Annotated in this window: 20 protein-coding genes and 1 riboswitch; all 20 genes read left to right on the top strand. The window is 46.2% G+C overall.

All coding sequences use genetic code 11. The features are described from left to right. Positions 1–26: 26 nt before the first annotated feature. The 20 genes from BR63_RS04835 (at position 27) to cobK (ending at position 16,999) form a co-directional block, all read left to right on the top strand. On the top strand, positions 27–1,607 hold the full coding sequence (locus tag BR63_RS04835; protein WP_034419823.1) for a DEAD/DEAH box helicase: 1,581 nt from the start codon (positions 27–29) through the stop codon (positions 1,605–1,607). A gap of 15 nt (positions 1,608–1,622) precedes the next feature. Then, positions 1,623–2,198 carry an RNA 2',3'-cyclic phosphodiesterase gene (gene thpR / locus BR63_RS04830; protein WP_034419824.1) on the top strand — a complete coding sequence of 192 codons (576 nt, stop codon included), beginning with the start codon at positions 1,623–1,625 and terminating at the stop codon, positions 2,196–2,198. Between the two features lie 74 nt (positions 2,199–2,272). Next, complete coding sequence (recA, locus tag BR63_RS04825) at positions 2,273–3,304, top strand: recombinase RecA (protein ID WP_034419825.1); 1,032 nt, start codon at positions 2,273–2,275, stop codon at positions 3,302–3,304. After that, the gene (locus BR63_RS04820) at positions 3,305–3,775 is read left to right on the top strand and encodes a regulatory protein RecX (RefSeq protein ID WP_034419827.1); all 471 of its coding nucleotides are present in this window, start codon (positions 3,305–3,307) and stop codon (positions 3,773–3,775) included. It begins immediately after the preceding gene. A 305-nt stretch (positions 3,776–4,080) separates the two neighbouring features. Beyond that, the gene (rny, locus tag BR63_RS04815) at positions 4,081–5,619 is read left to right on the top strand and encodes a ribonuclease Y (protein WP_081907990.1); all 1,539 of its coding nucleotides are present in this window, start codon (positions 4,081–4,083) and stop codon (positions 5,617–5,619) included. 130 nt (positions 5,620–5,749) lie between these two features. Next, positions 5,750–6,262, top strand: coding sequence for a hypothetical protein (locus BR63_RS04810; RefSeq protein ID WP_034419830.1), 513 nt, complete (start codon positions 5,750–5,752; stop codon positions 6,260–6,262). 68 nt (positions 6,263–6,330) lie between these two features. Then, positions 6,331–7,119, top strand: coding sequence for a TIGR00282 family metallophosphoesterase (locus BR63_RS04805; RefSeq protein WP_034419832.1), 789 nt, complete (start codon positions 6,331–6,333; stop codon positions 7,117–7,119). 127 nt (positions 7,120–7,246) lie between these two features. Then, positions 7,247–7,507 (top strand): stage V sporulation protein S, encoded by a 261-nt coding sequence (locus BR63_RS04800; RefSeq protein WP_034419834.1) that lies wholly within the window; start codon positions 7,247–7,249, stop codon positions 7,505–7,507. A gap of 89 nt (positions 7,508–7,596) precedes the next feature. Then, positions 7,597–8,580: a dipeptidase gene (locus tag BR63_RS04795; protein ID WP_161781845.1), complete on the top strand. Its 984-nt coding sequence runs from the start codon at positions 7,597–7,599 to the stop codon at positions 8,578–8,580. Beyond that, positions 8,543–9,409 (top strand): PHP domain-containing protein, encoded by an 867-nt coding sequence (locus BR63_RS04790; protein ID WP_161781846.1) that lies wholly within the window; start codon positions 8,543–8,545, stop codon positions 9,407–9,409. The genes BR63_RS04795 and BR63_RS04790 overlap by 38 nt, the downstream gene beginning before the upstream one ends. 29 nt (positions 9,410–9,438) lie before the next feature. Next, a riboswitch (cobalamin riboswitch) is annotated at positions 9,439–9,617 on the top strand. Between the two features lie 231 nt (positions 9,618–9,848). Continuing rightward, entirely contained in the window at positions 9,849–10,145 is a 297-nt protein-coding gene (locus BR63_RS04785; protein WP_034419836.1) for a hypothetical protein, read from the top strand. Continuing rightward, positions 10,127–10,708, top strand: coding sequence for a bifunctional adenosylcobinamide kinase/adenosylcobinamide-phosphate guanylyltransferase (cobU, locus tag BR63_RS04780; protein ID WP_034419837.1), 582 nt, complete (start codon positions 10,127–10,129; stop codon positions 10,706–10,708). The genes BR63_RS04785 and cobU overlap by 19 nt, the downstream gene beginning before the upstream one ends. Continuing rightward, on the top strand, positions 10,709–11,806 hold the full coding sequence (gene cbiD, locus BR63_RS04775; protein WP_034419839.1) for a cobalt-precorrin-5B (C(1))-methyltransferase CbiD: 1,098 nt from the start codon (positions 10,709–10,711) through the stop codon (positions 11,804–11,806). Then, positions 11,799–12,416, top strand: a complete 618-nt coding sequence (gene cbiE, locus BR63_RS04770; RefSeq protein ID WP_051965372.1) for a precorrin-6y C5,15-methyltransferase (decarboxylating) subunit CbiE — start codon at positions 11,799–11,801, stop codon at positions 12,414–12,416. The genes cbiD and cbiE overlap by 8 nt, the downstream gene beginning before the upstream one ends. Then, positions 12,409–12,999: a precorrin-6Y C5,15-methyltransferase (decarboxylating) subunit CbiT gene (cbiT, locus tag BR63_RS04765; protein WP_034419840.1), complete on the top strand. Its 591-nt coding sequence runs from the start codon at positions 12,409–12,411 to the stop codon at positions 12,997–12,999. Before cbiE ends, cbiT begins: the two co-directional genes overlap by 8 nt. Next, positions 12,999–13,712 (top strand): precorrin-2 C(20)-methyltransferase, encoded by a 714-nt coding sequence (gene cobI / locus BR63_RS04760; protein WP_051965373.1) that lies wholly within the window; start codon positions 12,999–13,001, stop codon positions 13,710–13,712. Before cbiT ends, cobI begins: the two co-directional genes overlap by 1 nt. After that, positions 13,709–14,464 (top strand): precorrin-4 C(11)-methyltransferase, encoded by a 756-nt coding sequence (cobM, locus tag BR63_RS04755; RefSeq protein WP_034419844.1) that lies wholly within the window; start codon positions 13,709–13,711, stop codon positions 14,462–14,464. Before cobI ends, cobM begins: the two co-directional genes overlap by 4 nt. Continuing rightward, a complete protein-coding gene (locus BR63_RS04750) occupies positions 14,461–15,567 on the top strand; it encodes a cobalt-precorrin 5A hydrolase (protein WP_051965374.1) in 1,107 nt (368 codons plus the stop codon). Before cobM ends, BR63_RS04750 begins: the two co-directional genes overlap by 4 nt. Then, positions 15,474–16,247, top strand: coding sequence for a precorrin-3B C(17)-methyltransferase (gene cobJ, locus BR63_RS04745; RefSeq protein WP_243270067.1), 774 nt, complete (start codon positions 15,474–15,476; stop codon positions 16,245–16,247). Before BR63_RS04750 ends, cobJ begins: the two co-directional genes overlap by 94 nt. Then, on the top strand, positions 16,244–16,999 hold the full coding sequence (cobK, locus tag BR63_RS04740; protein ID WP_034419845.1) for a precorrin-6A reductase: 756 nt from the start codon (positions 16,244–16,246) through the stop codon (positions 16,997–16,999). Before cobJ ends, cobK begins: the two co-directional genes overlap by 4 nt. The last annotated feature ends 4 nt before the right edge of the window (positions 17,000–17,003 follow it).

Here is a 17,003-nt window from a genome sequence, read left to right as displayed (position 1 = left end):
TTATCGTTTTTGAAAGGAGTCTTTTCATGCAAGAGAAATTCGGACAGCTTTCTTTATCAAGGAAGGTGGTGGCTGCCCTTTCCGATATGGGTTTTGAGGAACCTACCCCCATACAGGCCCAGGCTATTCCCCTGGTTATGGAAAACCAAGACGTTATTGGCCAGGCCCAAACTGGAACCGGTAAAACCGCAGCCTTCGGTATCCCTATTGTAGAAAAAATCAATCCCAAATGGTTTGCGGTACAGGCTTTAATCTTAACACCCACCCGGGAGTTAGCCATCCAGGTAGCAGGAGAAATCGCCAGTATCGGCAAACATAAACAGGTGAAGGTCTTACCCATTTACGGGGGCCAGTCCATAGAGCGCCAGATACGTTCCCTGCGTTTTGGCGTCCACGTAGTCATTGGTACCCCTGGCAGGATCCTGGATCACCTGGAACGGAGAACCCTGAATTTAGAAAACGTAAAAATTTTCGTCCTCGATGAAGCCGATGAAATGCTGGACATGGGTTTCATTGAAGACATTGAAAACATCTTACAGAAAACACCCGTGGAGAGGCAAACCCTCTTGTTCTCAGCCACCATGCCCTTGCCCATCCAGCGTTTAGCTGAGAAATATTTGAAAAATCCTCGCCTTATTACCATCAACAAAGACACTCTGACCGTACCCCTCATTCAACAGTATTATTTTGAAGTTGCCCAGGGTTCCAAGGTGGATGCCCTCTGTCGTATCCTCGATTATGAAAACTATGAATCGGCCCTTATTTTTTGCCGTACCAAACGGGGTGTGGATGAACTGGTAGCCAGCCTGCAAACCAGAGGTTATTTTGCCGAGGGTTTACACGGTGATTTAACACAAGCCCAGCGGGATAAAACCATGAAAAGTTTTCGCCAGGGTGAAGTTGATCTATTGGTAGCTACTGATGTGGCCGCCCGGGGCCTGGATATAGATAAAATCACCCATGTCATTAATTTTGATATACCCCAGGATCCCGAATCTTACGTACACCGTATTGGCAGGACGGGGAGAGCGGGAAGAGAAGGGAAGGCCTTAACACTGATTACGCCCCCGGAATATCGTCAGTTAAGACTTATTGAAAAATTAGTAAAAGCCAAGATTACCAGGGCCTCTTTACCGTCTTTGCAGGAAGTGGTGGAACAGCAGAAAGAAGTTATCTTTCAATCCCTGCAAAATATTGTACAGGAAGGCAACCTGGGGACTTATCAATCCATTGCCCTGGATATGATGTCCCGTTTTGATCCCGTGGATTTAACGGCGGCAGCCCTCAAATATGCCTTTACCCTGAGGGGAGTTGAATTAAGTGAAGTAGACTTTAGTGCCGATTTTGGGAATACCGGTGCCAAACCCGGTATGGTCAGGCTGTTTATGACCATCGGCCGGCAGCAGAAAATACGGCCTGCAGACCTGGTTAACCTCGTGGCCAACGAAACGGGAATATCTCCTAAAGCCGTAGGGGATATCGATATCTACGATAAATTTACTTTTATGGAGGTCCCGGAGGATGTGGCCCACAGGGTCATTCATATTATGGACCGGCAGTTTATTAACGGGAAGAGAATCTCCGTACAGCCGGCACGGGCCAAATAGGAGGGAGATTATTAAGTGGTCCAAACAATACGGGCTTTTTGGGCCTTTGAATTACCTGAACCGGTAGTGGAAGCTGTCACGCAGTTACAAACTGAACTGGCCCGTATTTTTCCACACTTAAGATGGGTTAACTCAGCTAATCTTCATCTTACTTTACATTTTCTGGGAGATATTCATCCTTCTTTAGTGGAAAAAATGCTGCGTGAGTTTACCCCCATATTGCAGAAAACCCCGGCTCCCTTCATGTCCCTGGGGAAAATTGGCGCTTTTCCCCGTTGGTCTGAACCTAGAGTTATCTGGCTGTCCCTTACCGGCAATCACACCATTTTACGAAAAATTTATGGCGATACAGCCGCAGCCATAGGTAAATTAGGAATTCCTGTTGATGCTGCCAGGCCCTATACCCCCCACATCACTTTAGCCCGCATTAACACCAAACTAAAACCTAACTTCTCGGGATTTGCCACCATGAAAGACCATCCCCTGCCTAACCTTCCCGGCTTCTACCTGGGCAAACTTACCCTTTATGCCAGCAAACTTACGCCGGCAGGGCCCATCTATACACCGCTCCATAGCTATCATTTGAAATAATCGTAATTGACAAAGCATACTATAAATTCTATAATTGGCTTATCGAACACATGTTTTGTGCAAGGAGGGTTTACATGTCAGATAAGAAAAAGGCTTTGGAAATAGCGCTTTCTTCCATAGAAAAACAGTTTGGTAAAGGTTCGATTATGCGCCTGGGTGAAGCCTCAGGCAAGCTGCAGGTTGATGTCATTTCTACCGGGGTTCTCACCCTGGATATGGCCTTAGGTGTAGGCGGGGTGCCGCGGGGAAGAGTGGTGGAAATCTATGGACCGGAATCTTCCGGTAAAACCACCGTGGCCCTTCATGTCATTGCCGAAGCTCAGAAAAACGGGGGCACGGCGGCCTTTATCGACGCTGAACATGCTCTAGACCCGATTTACGCAAAAAATCTTGGCGTGGATATAGACAATCTCCTCATCTCCCAGCCTGATACGGGTGAACAGGCCCTGGAAATTGCCGAAGCTTTGGTAAGAAGCGGCGCCATCGACGTCATCGTTGTAGACTCGGTAGCTGCTCTGGTTCCCCGGGCGGAGATAGAAGGGGAAATGGGTGACGCCCATGTGGGATTGCAGGCCCGTTTAATGTCTCAGGCCCTGCGCAAATTAACAGGGGCTATCAGCAAATCCCGTACAACAGCCATTTTCATCAATCAGATTCGCGAAAAAGTGGGTGTGATGTTTGGTAATCCGGAGACTACTCCCGGGGGACGTGCCCTTAAATTTTATGCCTCTGTGCGGATGGAAGTCAGAAAAATTGAAACGCTAAAGCAAGGTGCGGAGATCGTCGGCAGCCGTACGCGGGTCAAAGTGGTAAAAAACAAAGTGGCACCTCCTTTTAAACAAGCCGATTTTGACATTATGTACGGTGAGGGGATTTCCCGGGAAGGCAGCATTATCGATTTAGCCACTGAGCTTGATATTATGAATAAAAGCGGCGCCTGGTATTCTTATAACGATAATCGTTTAGGCCAGGGCAGGGAAAACGTAAAACAGTACTTAAAAGATAATCCCCAAATTGCTAAGGAAATAGAAAATAAAATCAGGGCTAATTTTAATATAAGTTTGCTCAAATCCTCGGGCACCGACGAGGACTACGCGGTGGAATAAATGATGAAGGATCCCCTGGCGCTGGCCTTAAAAAAACTTGCAAATAAAGTCTACAGTTTCCGGGAAATGCAACAAATCCTGACTTCGTGTGGCTACGATCAAGAGGAAATAACTAACGTTTTGCAAAGACTTGTTAGCTGGGGTTATTTAAATGACGAGAAATTAGCGGAGAGTATTTATTCATACCATGTAAATTATAAACCCTGTGGCAGGAGCCTGCTCCTGAGGAAAATGCTTTATAAAGGTATTCCCACTGATATAGCTGCCTCGGTGTTAAATCACTTAGATGAAGAAAAAGAATTGTCTTTGGCTCATAAGCTAACCAATAAATACACAGCAAATAAAAAAGGATTTACCCGTCGGCAACTGGCTGTAAAAACGGCCCATTATCTTAAAACAAAAGGTTTTTCCACAAAAACAATCCGGAGGATTATGGAAAACCTCCATGTCTTTGAGGACCAGTTTGATTAATTTAAGAAAGTATACCTTATCCTGGACAGGGGTATTAGGGACATCCAGTCTTAACTTGACAGGTTTTGTAATAACAATTACAATAATTACGAGAGAAACGAGGTATGAATATTTCTGCCATAATGGATTTTAGCATAGATATTTCGCTTTAAATCCCATATACGGGTATTATCATATATACAAGTGAATACTAGGCCCCAAGCCAAAGTATATGCTTTGTAACCCGTTTACAAATAATGGTAGTTATGGATATATCATAACCGAGTTTCCCTCGGTTATATTTTTTTATATAGGAGGTGAGCACGATTTTTCTATATTATCTTATTACCGCTTTATTAGCAGGACTAGCCGGTATTTCCGCAGGTTATATAATACGTAAGAATATTGCTGAAGCGAAAATCGCTTCTGCTGAAGAAGCCGCAGCCAAGATCTTAGAGGATGCGGAAAAAGAGGCAGAGGCCAAAAAGAAGGAAGCCATTTTAGAAGCGAAAGAAGAAGTCCATAAATTACGTAATGAGGTCGAGAGAGAAAACAGGGAAAGACGTAATGAAATGCAGCGTATTGAACGTAGATTGCTGCAAAAGGAGGAGTCCTTAGACCGTAAAGCTGAGGCTATGGACCGTAAAGAAGAAAACCTCCATAAATTGGAGCAAGAAATCAGTACCCTGAAGAAAGGCGTTACTGAACTTTATCAAAAGCAGTTATCTGAACTGGAGAGAATTTCTAACCTGTCTTTCGAACAAGCCCGCGAACTCCTGTTGTCAAGGGTTGAAGATGAGATTAAACATGAGACGGCCATGATGATCAAGGAACTGGAAAATCAGGCCAAAGAAGAGGCTGAAAAAAAGGCACGGGAAATTATATCCCTGGCTATTCAGCGCTGTGCTGCCGACCATGTAGCCGAAACTACAGTATCGGTAGTAGCCCTCCCCAACGACGAAATGAAGGGCCGTATCATTGGCCGCGAAGGCCGTAATATCAGAACTTTAGAGACACTGACAGGCATTGATCTCATTATTGATGATACGCCGGAAGCAGTGATCCTTTCCGGATTTGATCCCATTAGACGTGAAGTGGCCAGGACAGCTCTGGAGAAATTAATCCTGGATGGTCGTATCCATCCGGCCCGTATCGAAGAAATGGTGGAAAAAGCTCAGAAAGAAGTAGACCAGAAAATACGGGAGGAAGGCGAACAAGCTACCTTTGAAACAGGCGTCAATGGTCTTCATCCCGAACTCATAAAATTATTAGGTCGCCTGAAATTTAGGACAAGTTATGGTCAAAGCGTCTTAAAGCATTCCATTGAAGTATCTCATTTAGCCGGCATTATGGCCGCGGAAATTGGAGCCGATGTGGCCCTGGCCAAACGGGCCGGTCTCTTGCATGACATAGGTAAAGCAGTGGACCATGAGGTAGAAGGGCCTCATGTAGCCATAGGGGCGGACCTGGCTAAAAAGTACCGGGAAAGTCCTGAAGTGATTCATGCTATTGCTGCCCACCACGGCGATGAGGAGTTTAAATCAGTGGAGGCTGTTTTAGTGGCCGCAGCTGATGCTATTTCTGCCGCACGCCCCGGGGCCAGACGCGAAACCCTGGAAAATTATATTAAGCGCTTGGAAAAATTGGAGGAGATTGCCAATTCCTTCGAGGGTGTGGATAAATCCTTTGCGATACAAGCGGGAAGAGAGATTAGAATCATTGTTAAACCAGAAAAGGTCGATGACGCTACTGCAGTAAGAATGGCCCGCGACATTGTGAAAAGGATTGAGAATGAGTTGGAATATCCGGGACAAATCAAAATTGTCGTGGTAAGAGAAACTCGTGCTGTTGATTATGCTAAATAAGCGACCTTAAAGGTCGCTTTTTCCATTTATCCCATTTAATAATTGTGGGTTGACATCTTTAAATTAGAGGATTTTCCCCGGGGGATGACGAAATAGAGATTTTGTATGTCAGCAAAGGATGGTGTAAAACATGCAACTGAAAAAGAAGCTCGATGATGAGGAAAGCATTAGTCTCCTTACATCATTACTGGTTCGTTACCCGGAAGTAGGTTCCATCAATTATTCTCCCAGGGGGCATTTACTGAAACTAAAGTTTATCTTAAAAGAGGAGCTTGATAAAAAAACCATACAGCAAATCAGTGAAGAGCTAGAGAATTGTATTTATACATACATGTACTACGAGAGTAAGTCAGAACCCAAATATCTTAAAACAAAATATAATGTTGGTTCAGGTATCACTATTTTCGAAATAACCAGAGATGCCGGTACATTAACACAAAAAGAAATAGGATTAATCATCTGTCTACTCAGAGAACGTCTTAACCACAGCCTGGTAACAGATGGTTATTTTGCCCAGGATGATGAACTCATGGAACAGGACGATTTTATCCGCCACATGCTGGATAACCTGCGCGGGAAAAATTTAAAAAATGGCTTAATCGCAGTTAGAGAAGAGGGCAGAGTCCTAATCTTTACAAGATAGTTACCGGATAGAAATTGGCAATAATAGTTTTCAGTATACTACCTCTTTTGGTCATATGGAGGCTTTTTATGTTACGTATTTTAATGGTCGGCGATATTGTGGGCCGTCCTGGGCGTATGGCTGTTAAACAACTGATTCATCCCTTAAAAAAGAAATACGGCATAGATTTCGTCATCGCCAACGGGGAAAATGCTGCGGGTGGTAATGGTCTTACCCAGGAGATTGCCGACGAACTCCTGAACGATGGTATAGATTTTATCACCATGGGTAACCACACGTGGGATAAAAAAGAGATCTTGGAATTTATCGATTTGGAACCTCGCCTGATCAGGCCTGCCAACTACCCCCCGGGTACTCCCGGCAGGGGCAGCGCCGTGGTTAGAGTTACCAAAGATATAAAAGTAGGTATTGTAAATTTATCGGGCCGTGTTTTCTTACCCCCCCTGGATTGCCCTTTTCGTACCGCCGAGACTATCATGAACACTTTATTAAAAGAAACCAAAATCATTATTATAGATTTTCACGCCGAAGCTACCTCTGAGAAAATAGCCTTTGGCTGGTTTATGGATGGAAAGGCCTCAGCTGTGCTGGGGACTCATACACACGTACCGACAGCCGATGAACGCATCCTGCCCCAGGGTACCGGTTACATTACCGATGTAGGCATGACAGGGCCCCGGGACTCTGTACTCGGCGTAAAGGCAGATATCGTAATCAGTAAATTCATAACACAGTTACCTGTCCGTTTCGAAGTAGCAGCAGGCCCAGCTCAGTTAAACGGCGTCCTCCTGCACATTAACGAGACAACCGGGAAAACCGAACATATTGTACGCATCCAGGAAACAGTGACAACCTAACGGCCCTTTCCCCCATTGTATAGAAAATTTTCATATTTCCATTGGGTTTTAAAGGAATTTTTTTTATTATGTAGAATAGTTTCTTAACACGAAAAATCTATTATAAGAGTCGAGGGAGGTAACAAGGTTGGAAGTATTGAAAGTTTCAGCAAAGTCGAGCCCAAACGCTGTTGCGGGTGCATTAGCCGGCGTTATTCGTGAAAGAGGATGTGCAGAAATTCAAGCAATTGGTGCTGGTGCTCTCAACCAATCCGTTAAAGCAGTTGCCATCGCCAGAGGGTTTGTAGCTCCCAGCGGAATCGATTTAATTTGTATCCCCGCTTTTACGGACATTGTTATTGACGGGGAAGAAAGGACTGCCATTAAACTTATTGTAGAGCCGAGATAATCTTGCTAAGCCTGTTCGTGAAACAGGCTTTTTTTGTTGTTTCTGTTACATATATTAATATTGTTATGTTGAAGATAGAAGGTGTCTTCATGAATGAGTACAATTTAAATCTCCATCATCAATCCCTTGTGGTCGACGGCCATTGTGACAGCATCTTAGAATGTTATAAAGAAAAGCGGGATTTTATTAAGAGCGGTCTCAAAGGACACCTGGATTTATCCCGTTTAAAACAAGGTGGGGTAAACTTACAATTCCTGGCCTTGTTTATAGAAGCCAAGTATAAGCCTTACGGGGCCCTCTGTCGTGTTTTAGAACTCTTAGATTTCTTCTACAGCCTGAAAAACGAGAGGGGAGAATCGTTACAAATTATTAAAGAACAGAAAGATTTACTCTCTCTTAATGCAGAAACCGTAAAATTTCTTTTAACGGTGGAAGGGGGCGAAGCCCTGGAGGGTCAACTGAGCACCTTAAGAATCCTTTTCCGTTTGGGCATACGCAGTGTGACGCTGACCTGGAACCAAAGAAATCAATTGGGAGACGGTGTTTGGGAAAGAGAAAGCGGGGGAGGGTTAACCACATTTGGTAAAGCCGTGATTAAAGAAATGAATGACCTGGGGATGCTGGTCGATGTTTCCCATCTTTCGGAAGGGGGATTCTGGGATGTAATTTCCTACACCACCAAACCCATTGCTGCCACCCACTCCTGCTGCCGGGCCCTCCATGACCATCCGCGAAATTTGCGGAACGAACAACTGGAAGCCCTCCAAAAAAACCAGGGCATCATCGGCATTAACTTTTATCCCGAATTTTTGGGGAGGGAAATGGTAACCGCGGAAACTGTTATTGAACATATTGAATATGCCGCCGGTGTTGCCGGAGTCGACCATGTAGGGCTGGGTTCTGATTTTGACGGCATAGAGACAACACCTGCCGGTCTGGAGGATGTGAGCAAAATGCCCCTGCTTACCGAACTCCTTTTACAAAGGGGATGGAAAGAAGAGGAAGTGAGAAAGGTCTTAGGAGGTAATTATATTCGTGTACTCCAGCAAGTCTTGCCCCCTGCTCAAAGTTGATCTGCACGTACACACAACTGCTTCTGACGGGGCTTACAGGCCCAGTGAAGTGATAAGACTCGCCAGGGAAAAGGAAATAGAGTATATAGCTATTACCGATCATGATACTACAGAGGGACTGGCGGAAGCCCTCAGGGAAGGCGATGTGCAGAAGATCAAAGTGTTCCCCGGTGTAGAAATCAGCACCGTCTATGAGGAAGAAGAGATTCATATTCTGGGGTATTTCATTAATACGACCAATAAAGCATTACAGTTAACCTTAAGAAAATTGACCGAGGCCAGGCACAATCGTGCCCGGGCCATGGTGAAAAAACTGCAAGAACTGGGATACAACGTAGCCCTGGAAGAAGTTTTAGCCAGGGCAGGACCGGGTGCGGTGGGCCGGCCTCATATCGCCCTGGTCCTCATGGAAAAGGGCTATTTTACAAGGGTGGAAGAAGTTTTTGCCCAGCTCCTTAACCCGGGCTGCCCGGCCTATGTTCCACGCTTTAAGATCTCTCCCTACAAAGCCGTTGCCTTAATCAAAGGAGCTGAGGGTGTACCGGTTTTAGCCCATCCCGGTGAAAATTTCCCCGCCGGGTTACTGACGGAACTAATAGAAACAGGGCTGTCCGGAATCGAAGTCTATCATCCCCATCACCCACCCCATTTAGAAAAATTTTATTATGAACTTGCTCTGCAGTACGGGCTGCTGGTTACCGGCGGTTCAGACTTTCACGGGCACGATCCTGAAGAACTTAATGGATTTGGCTCTGTGCTGCTGCCTTCCTCCTTTATAACAAGGCTTTTGACAGCACAAAGAAGCAAGGACGGGAATCTTGACCGGTAAGTAAATTGTGTGTTAATATAAATGGGTAAAATTCCATATTAATCACAGGTGCATCGCTTAAAAGAGAAGACCGGTGTGAATCCGGCGCGGTCCCGCCGCTGTAATCGGTAACAAATCTCACATACAGCCACTTATGCTTCATCATAGGGAAGGCGTGAGAGGAGAATGACCCGAGAGCCAGAAGACCTGCCTGGTGATTGTAATCAGACCCCGGTGTAGGGTCTATGGTTACCTTTGGATTAAGAAGCAGGGTGCAGTCCTTTGGTATAACCAGAGGACTTTTTCTATTTCTACTACTCAACTTCCATCTTTTTTATCCCCTCCGGGGGAACTTTTAAAAATTACGTCACCGGACGTTTTCATAAATTGGGAAAGACTAGGAATATCCCCTTGGGAATATAATACTAGAAAGTGCATGTTTTCCAAGGGGGATACGACAATGGTCAATGAGCAGGAATTCATCCGCTTAAAAAACCGTATTAAGGAACTTGAGAACCAGGTGGAACATTTAAGAATCAGCCGCAGGGTTTTAATGAATCTGATTGAAAAAATCGAAAAAGAAAAAAGAACGATTCTTAGCCAGTTGGAAAAAGAAAATAAAAGGCTGCAGCATAATAATCAGCGTTATGCCCAGTGGTTGATGAAAAAGAACCGCAAAATTGTAGAGTTGGAAGCCATTTTTAAGAATGGTACCACACATATGATTTCGGAGGAGTTATGGGAAAAGGACACCTAATTCTGGTCACGGGTGCTGCCCGCAGCGGTAAGAGTTCTTACGCCGAATACCTGGCTAATTTGGCTTCCGAAGAGGTAGCTTACCTGGCTACAGCCCAAGCCCTGGATGAGGAAATGGAGGAACGTATTAGACTACATACGGAAAGACGTTCTCATACCTGGCAAACTTTTGAAGAACCTTTTAATCCGGGGAAAGTTATTTTAAACCATTACCGGGAATACAAGGTATGGCTCCTGGATTGTATCACGCTCCTGGTGGCCAATCATTTGCTTTCTAAAGTCCAACCTCAGGATGCTGTATTTATTTCCACTGAAATAGAAGAGTTTATAACCAGGGAAATAGAAAATTTAATCAACGTTGTCCATACTACGGATATCACCCTGATCGCTGTTACCAATGAAGTAGGCTGGGGGCTGGTTCCCCCGGATCCTCTCAGCAGGGCCTACAGAGATATTGTAGGAAGAGCTAACCAGAAACTGGCTCAGGCCGCAGATGATGTATATTTAGTAACAGTAGGTATACCCATGAAACTCAAATCAGCAGCAAACGGAAGTGGGTCGTAAATGCAGGAGAAGAAACTAAGGCCGGGTTTTACCACAGGCAGTGCAGCCACGGCGGCTGCCCTTGCCGCTGCTTTGACGGCTTTAAACGGCATGGAATATGAGAAGGTTACCATTACCACGCCCCTTGGTACACCCCTCCATATACCGGTACAATTTAAGGGTGTAGCGGATGGGCTTGTGACTTACAGTGTCATCAAAGACGGTGGGGACGATCCCGATGTCACCAATGGCTGCGAGATTCAAGCTGCGGTGGCTTTAACAACGGATGAGAGAATCACGATAAAAGGCGGGAAAGGCGTAGGTATTGTGACCAAGCCCGGCCTTTCCACCCCTGTGGGAGAACCGGCCATCAATCCTGTGCCGCGGCAGATGATTATAGATTCTGTAAAAAAATGTTTGCCGCCTGACAAGGGGGCCATCATTACCATTAGTGTACCTTTGGGTGAAAGTATTGCGAAAAAAACATTAAACAGCCACCTGGGAATTATCGGTGGCATCTCCATCCTGGGAACCACAGGTATCGTATATCCCATGTCTGAAGAAGCTTATAAAACTTCCTTAACTCCCCAGCTCGACGTGATTAAAGCCTTAGGTTATGAAACCCTGGTCTTGACGCCTGGACGAATTGGACAAAGGTGCGCTGAACAGTTTGGTTTTTCTGGGGAGTACATTTGCCTCACTAGCAATTATCTTGGCTACATGCTGGAACAAGCAGTGGAGAAAGGATTCCGAAAGCTCATACTTGCCGGACACCCCGGAAAATTAGTAAAACTGGCGGCGGGAGTTTTTCATACCCACAACCGCATGGGAGACGGGCGCCTGGAAGCCATGGCTGCCGCCGCTGCCGTCTTAGATGCTCCGGCAGCGCTGGTTAAAGATATTTTTTACAGCTTGACCACCGAGGCCGCCATACAGTTAATCGATCAGTGGGAAAAAAGAAATGAATTCTGGACGCTCCTGGCCCACAGAGCAATTGAAAAAGTTGGGAAATATCTTTTCCAGGAAGCATCCGTATCTCTTATCTTTTTTAATTACCAGGGACAGGTGCTGGGCTCAGCGGACCCCGGCAACCTGATAGGAGGATTATTAAATGAATAGTCGCTTACATGTGGTTGGCACTGGTTCCGGTTACCCGGACTATACTTTGCCCCTGGGCTTGAAGATTATCAAAAAATGTCAGGTTTTAGTGGGTGGTCAACGCTTTATACATAACTTTGCCGAAGCCCATCATGAGATATTTTATGTGAAAAATAATTTGCCTGATGTTGTGGCGTATTTGAAAAGTATTTATAAAGAAAAAGAAACATGTGTCCTGGTTTCCGGTGATCCGGGTTTTTATAGTTTTTTGGGGTATCTCCGTCAACATTTTGCTGCCGGAGAACTAAACGTGATACCCGGAATCAGTTCTATCTCCCTGGCCTTTGCCAAACTTGCCGAATCGTGGCACGATGCCCGTTTAATCAGTCTCCATGGCCGTTCCCTGGATGCTTTATCCTGCCTGACCCCCGGCCAGAAAATCGCTATTTTAACGGACAATAAAAACACGCCTTCTCTAGTGGCCCAAAAACTATCCACCGTTTTGGGGAATGACTGCCGGGTTACGGTATGTGAGGCTCTGGGTACGCCCCAGGAACGGTTAACCACCACCACCTTAGACAAAGTGTGTGATTCCGATTCTGTGAGCTTGCTGGTGATTTCTCATGTTTAAGCAATTAGTACCGGGGCTGCCCGATGACAGTTTCGAACGTAGTAAGGTTCCTATGACGAAAAGGGAGATACGTATCCTCACCTTAACCCTGGCCCGGATTAAACCTGACAGTGTTATCTGGGACATTGGCGCCGGTACGGGCAGCCTTAGCGTGGAATCAGCTTTAATGGCCCCTTTGGGAATGGTCTATGCCATTGAAAAAAATCCTGAAGCCTGTGGGCTCATTGCCAAAAACAGGCAGCGTTTTTCCCTGGAAAATCTCAAAATCATCGAAGGCACCGCACCGGAAGTCCTTTCCCCCTTGCCCCAACCCGATGTCTGTATCGTTGGTGGGAGCGGTGGTAATCTAAAGACAATTCTTTCCCAGGCTTGGCAAAAACTTAAGGAGGAAGGAAGATTCCTCATCACGGCGGTGACCATGGAAACTGCCCTGACAGCTATTCATTTCTTAGAGGGTTCCGGAGCCGTGAACCTCGATGTCAACCTGGTCAGTGTAAGCAAAATACAAAAGCTCACTAATATTCATATGTTTGCTGCACAAAACCCTGTTTTTATCATCTCTGCCTGGAAAGGAAGAAACTGATGCTAGGTAAATTTTATATTATGGGTGTGGGCCCGGGAGACCCCAAACTCCTGACCATAAAAGCTTACGAAATCCTGCAAAAAGCCGCCGTAGTAGCCATTCCTTATTCCAAACAAGAAAAAGACAGTGTGGCTTTCAACATTGTGAAAGAGTATGTACCTCCATCCTGCCAGATCCTATCCTTGCTGATGCCCATGACCCGCAATCAGGAGCTGTTAAAAAAAGCCTGGCAAGAGGCGGCCGCACAAGTAGCTGCTCCCTTAAAAAAGGGATTAGACGTAGTTTTCATTACGATAGGTGACCCTGCTATTTACAGTACCGGCATGTACATTTATCAGGAACTCAAAACTTTAGTATCTGAACTGAGGTGTGAAACAGTTCCCGGGATAACTTCCTTTACGGCCAGTGCCGCCAGTCTGAATTTACCCCTGGCCCTCGGTACTGAACCCCTGCTGGTTGTTCCCCATGTGGTAAGTAAAGAAAGGTTAAAAGGGATTCTAGCCCAATATCCCAACGTGGTCCTGCTGAAAGTAACGGCTAATTTTCCGGAAATCGTGACAGGTCTGGAGGAAATGGGTTTACTTAATAAAGCCGTGTTTGTTTCACGCTGCGGCCAGGCCGGGGAATTTATCAGCTTTGACCTGAAGTCCCTGGACCCCCGGTCCCTGGACTATTTATCCCTGGTTATCATCAGGAAGGAGGGAGTGCGGTGAAAGTATATTTTATCGGCGCCGGGCCTGGTGACCCTAAGCTGATTACCGTAAAAGGGCAGGAAATCATTGCCCAGGCTGATGTGATTATTTATGCGGGCTCCCTGGTCAACCCGGAAGTGCTGAACCACAGAAAACCTGAGGCCATAGTATATAATAGCGCTGCCATGACCCTGCCGGAGGTCCTGGCGGTGATGGAAGAAGCTGTAGCCAATAACCAAACGGTAGCCCGTGTCCATACGGGGGATCCCAGTATTTACGGGGCCATTAAGGAACAGATGGACGCCCTGGAAACAAAAAATATCCCTTATGAGATCATTCCCGGGGTTAGTTCTTTTTTGGCTGCTGCCGCCAGTCTCAAAAGTGAATATACCTTACCCGGGATTTCCCAGACCGTAATTTTAACACGCCTGGAAGGACGTACCCCCGTACCGGAAAAAGAAAAGCTGGCCGGCTTAGCAACACATCAGGCTTCCATGTGCATTTTCTTAAGCAGCGGCATGATCAAAGAGGTGGTGGCTCAATTATTAACGGCCTACCCACCCGCCACACCGGTGGCCGTGGTCTATAAAGCTTCCTGGCCGGAAGAACTGATTATCCGGGGGACCCTTGCCACCATCGAAGAGGAAGTCAAAAAGCAAGGTGTCAATAAAACAGCCCTGATTCTGGTAGGTTCCTTTTTGGATAGTGAGTATGAACTCTCGCGCCTCTATGACCCCAGCTTCTCCCATGAATACAGAAGGGCTTCCTCATGAAGAAAATAGCTGTGCTTGCCATAACCCCCAACGGAGCCAGGCTGGGCTTAAACTTAGCCGGGCAATACCCCGAAATCATGGAATTGTATGTAAAGAATTCTCTAAGGAACATCATTGGCAGTACAACTTCCACCATATCCTTTTATGAGCAGAATTTTTCAGAACAAATACAGTGCTTATGGTCTCGCTACCAGGGTATCATTTTTATCATGGCCGCAGGTATTGTAGTCCGGACTGTGGCCCCCTTCCTAAAAGACAAAAGCCGGGACCCGGCGATAGTTGTTGTCGATGAGCAAGGGCGTTTTGCCATCAGCTTACTGAGCGGCCATCTGGGCAGAGCCAATGAGTTATGTAAGGAAGTGGCCGGTATCCTGGGGGCTGTCCCCGTGATTACTACGGCCACTGATGCAGCTTCCCTTGAAGCCATTGATATCTGGGCAGCCCGCTATTCCTTGTCCATAGAACCTCTTCCTCATATCAAGCATTTCAATATGCACTTACTCAAAGGTTATCCATGCCTTATCTGGCATGAATCCTATCTCAACATAGAAACTTCAACCAACCCCCAAATCATCATGCAAAAGCTTCCTTATACAGGCCAGGCCCAAAACTGCTGTCATGGTGTGGTCACACCCCAGCAGGTCCTGCCCGGCATACCGGAACCGGTTCTCTATTTGCGGCCGAAAATTTTAAGTATCGGCGTTGGCTGTAAGCGGGGAACACCTGCTGATCAAATCATAGAGGCCATCAACGAGGTCTTAAAGGAAAACAACCTAAGTCCCCGCTGCATCAAGCATTTGGCCTCACTGGACATAAAGAAAGATGAGCCCGGTCTCCTGGAGGCAGCGAAAAGAATAGGCTGCCCAGTCCATTTTGTTAACCGGGAAGATGTCATAAACGTTACCAGGGAGCGCAATCTTAAAGTCTCTCCCTTTGTTCAAAAAAAAATCGGGGTTCCCGGAGTTGCCGAACAAGCAGCCTTATTGACAACAGAGGAGGGTGAAATCCTTTGTCCCAAAACTATCAAGAAATCTGTGACCATAGCTGTAGCCAGGGAAAAATCTATATCATTGGTACCGGCCCGGGGGACCTGGCTCACCTAACCCCCCATGCTAAGAAAGCTTTAGAGGAGTCAGAGGTGGTCGTGGGCTATAACTATTACCTCACACTTCTGAAACCACTTTTAGAGAATAAAAAAATCCTGGGATCCGGCATGAAAAGAGAAATAGAGAGGGGCCACATGGCCCTGAAAGAAGCAAATACAGGAAAAACTGTGGCTGTTATTTCCAGTGGAGACCCCGGGGTTTACGGTATGGCCGGTGTTATTTGGGAACTCATAAAAACGACGGGAAGTTCCCTGGAGGTGGAAGTCGTCCCCGGCGTTACAGCAGCTACTGCTGCGGCGGCCTTGCTGGGGGCGCCTTTGATGCATGATTTTGCTGTCATTAGTTTAAGTGACCTTTTAACGCCCTGGGAAACCATCAAAAAAAGGATTGAAGCCGCAGCCGTAGCTGATTTCGTTACGGTAATCTACAATCCCAAGAGTATCAAAAGGACTCACCAGATTGAGTTTTTACGGGAAACTTTCTTGAAACACAGAGATCCCCACACACCCGTAGGTATCGTTAAAAATGCCTACCGCCCAGAGCAGGAAATTATTTTGGCCAATCTCCACAATTTTACCCAACAAAACATTGATATGTTCAGTATTGTCGTTATCGGTAATGCCCAGACTTATCAGTTTAATGATAAGTTAATTACTCCGAGGGGATATCGCTTATGATCCTTATCTTAGGTGGAACATCCGACGGGCGTAAGCTGGGGCGTTTTCTGCAAGAAAACCAGTACAGCGTCCTGATCACCACAGTTTCCGAATATGGTAAAAGCCTGGTGGAGAAGGACGAAGCCGCCGATGTAGTCATGGGTCCCCTTACAGAAAGGAGTTTGCAAGAGATGATAGAGACTTATCATGTTTCTCATCTCATCGATGCTACCCATCCCTATGCCCAGGTAATTTCCCAACTGGCCAGGACTGTAGCCGCTGCAATCCCAATCCCCTATATCCGTTATCAACGCCCCGCTACCGATTATCACGCCCATCCTTTAATTCAGAGAGTGCCGGATTTGGACGCAGCTTTACAGCTGGCGGGCAGCCTGGGGGAAAATATCTTCTGTACCCTGGGAATTAAGATGCTGCCCCAGGTAAAGACACACCCTGCGCTCCAGGGGAAACGCCTGGTCGTTCGCGTCCTTCCGGATGTAAATTCACTAAAGTGTTGTAAGGATTTAGGTCTAAAACCCCCGGAAATTGTGGCCATGCAAGGCCCCTTTTCCCACGAACTGAACAAGGCTTTATTGGAACACTATCAAAGCCATGTGTTGCTCACCAAGGACAGCGGTGCTGCCGGAGGGACAGACACCAAAATAAGCGCAGCCCTTGACCTGGGTATTCATGTGATTATGCTAGCCCGGCCCGACAAAAACAAAGGTATAGTTTGTCATGATTTTCCTGAAATATTAAATCACCTTGCTTAAGGAG

The organism is Thermanaerosceptrum fracticalcis, from assembly GCF_000746025.2.
GTDB lineage: Bacteria > Bacillota > Peptococcia > DRI-13 > DRI-13 > Thermanaerosceptrum > Thermanaerosceptrum fracticalcis.
Note: the sequence above shows the minus strand (reverse complement) of the source record. Positions and strands in the feature narration are given on the sequence as shown.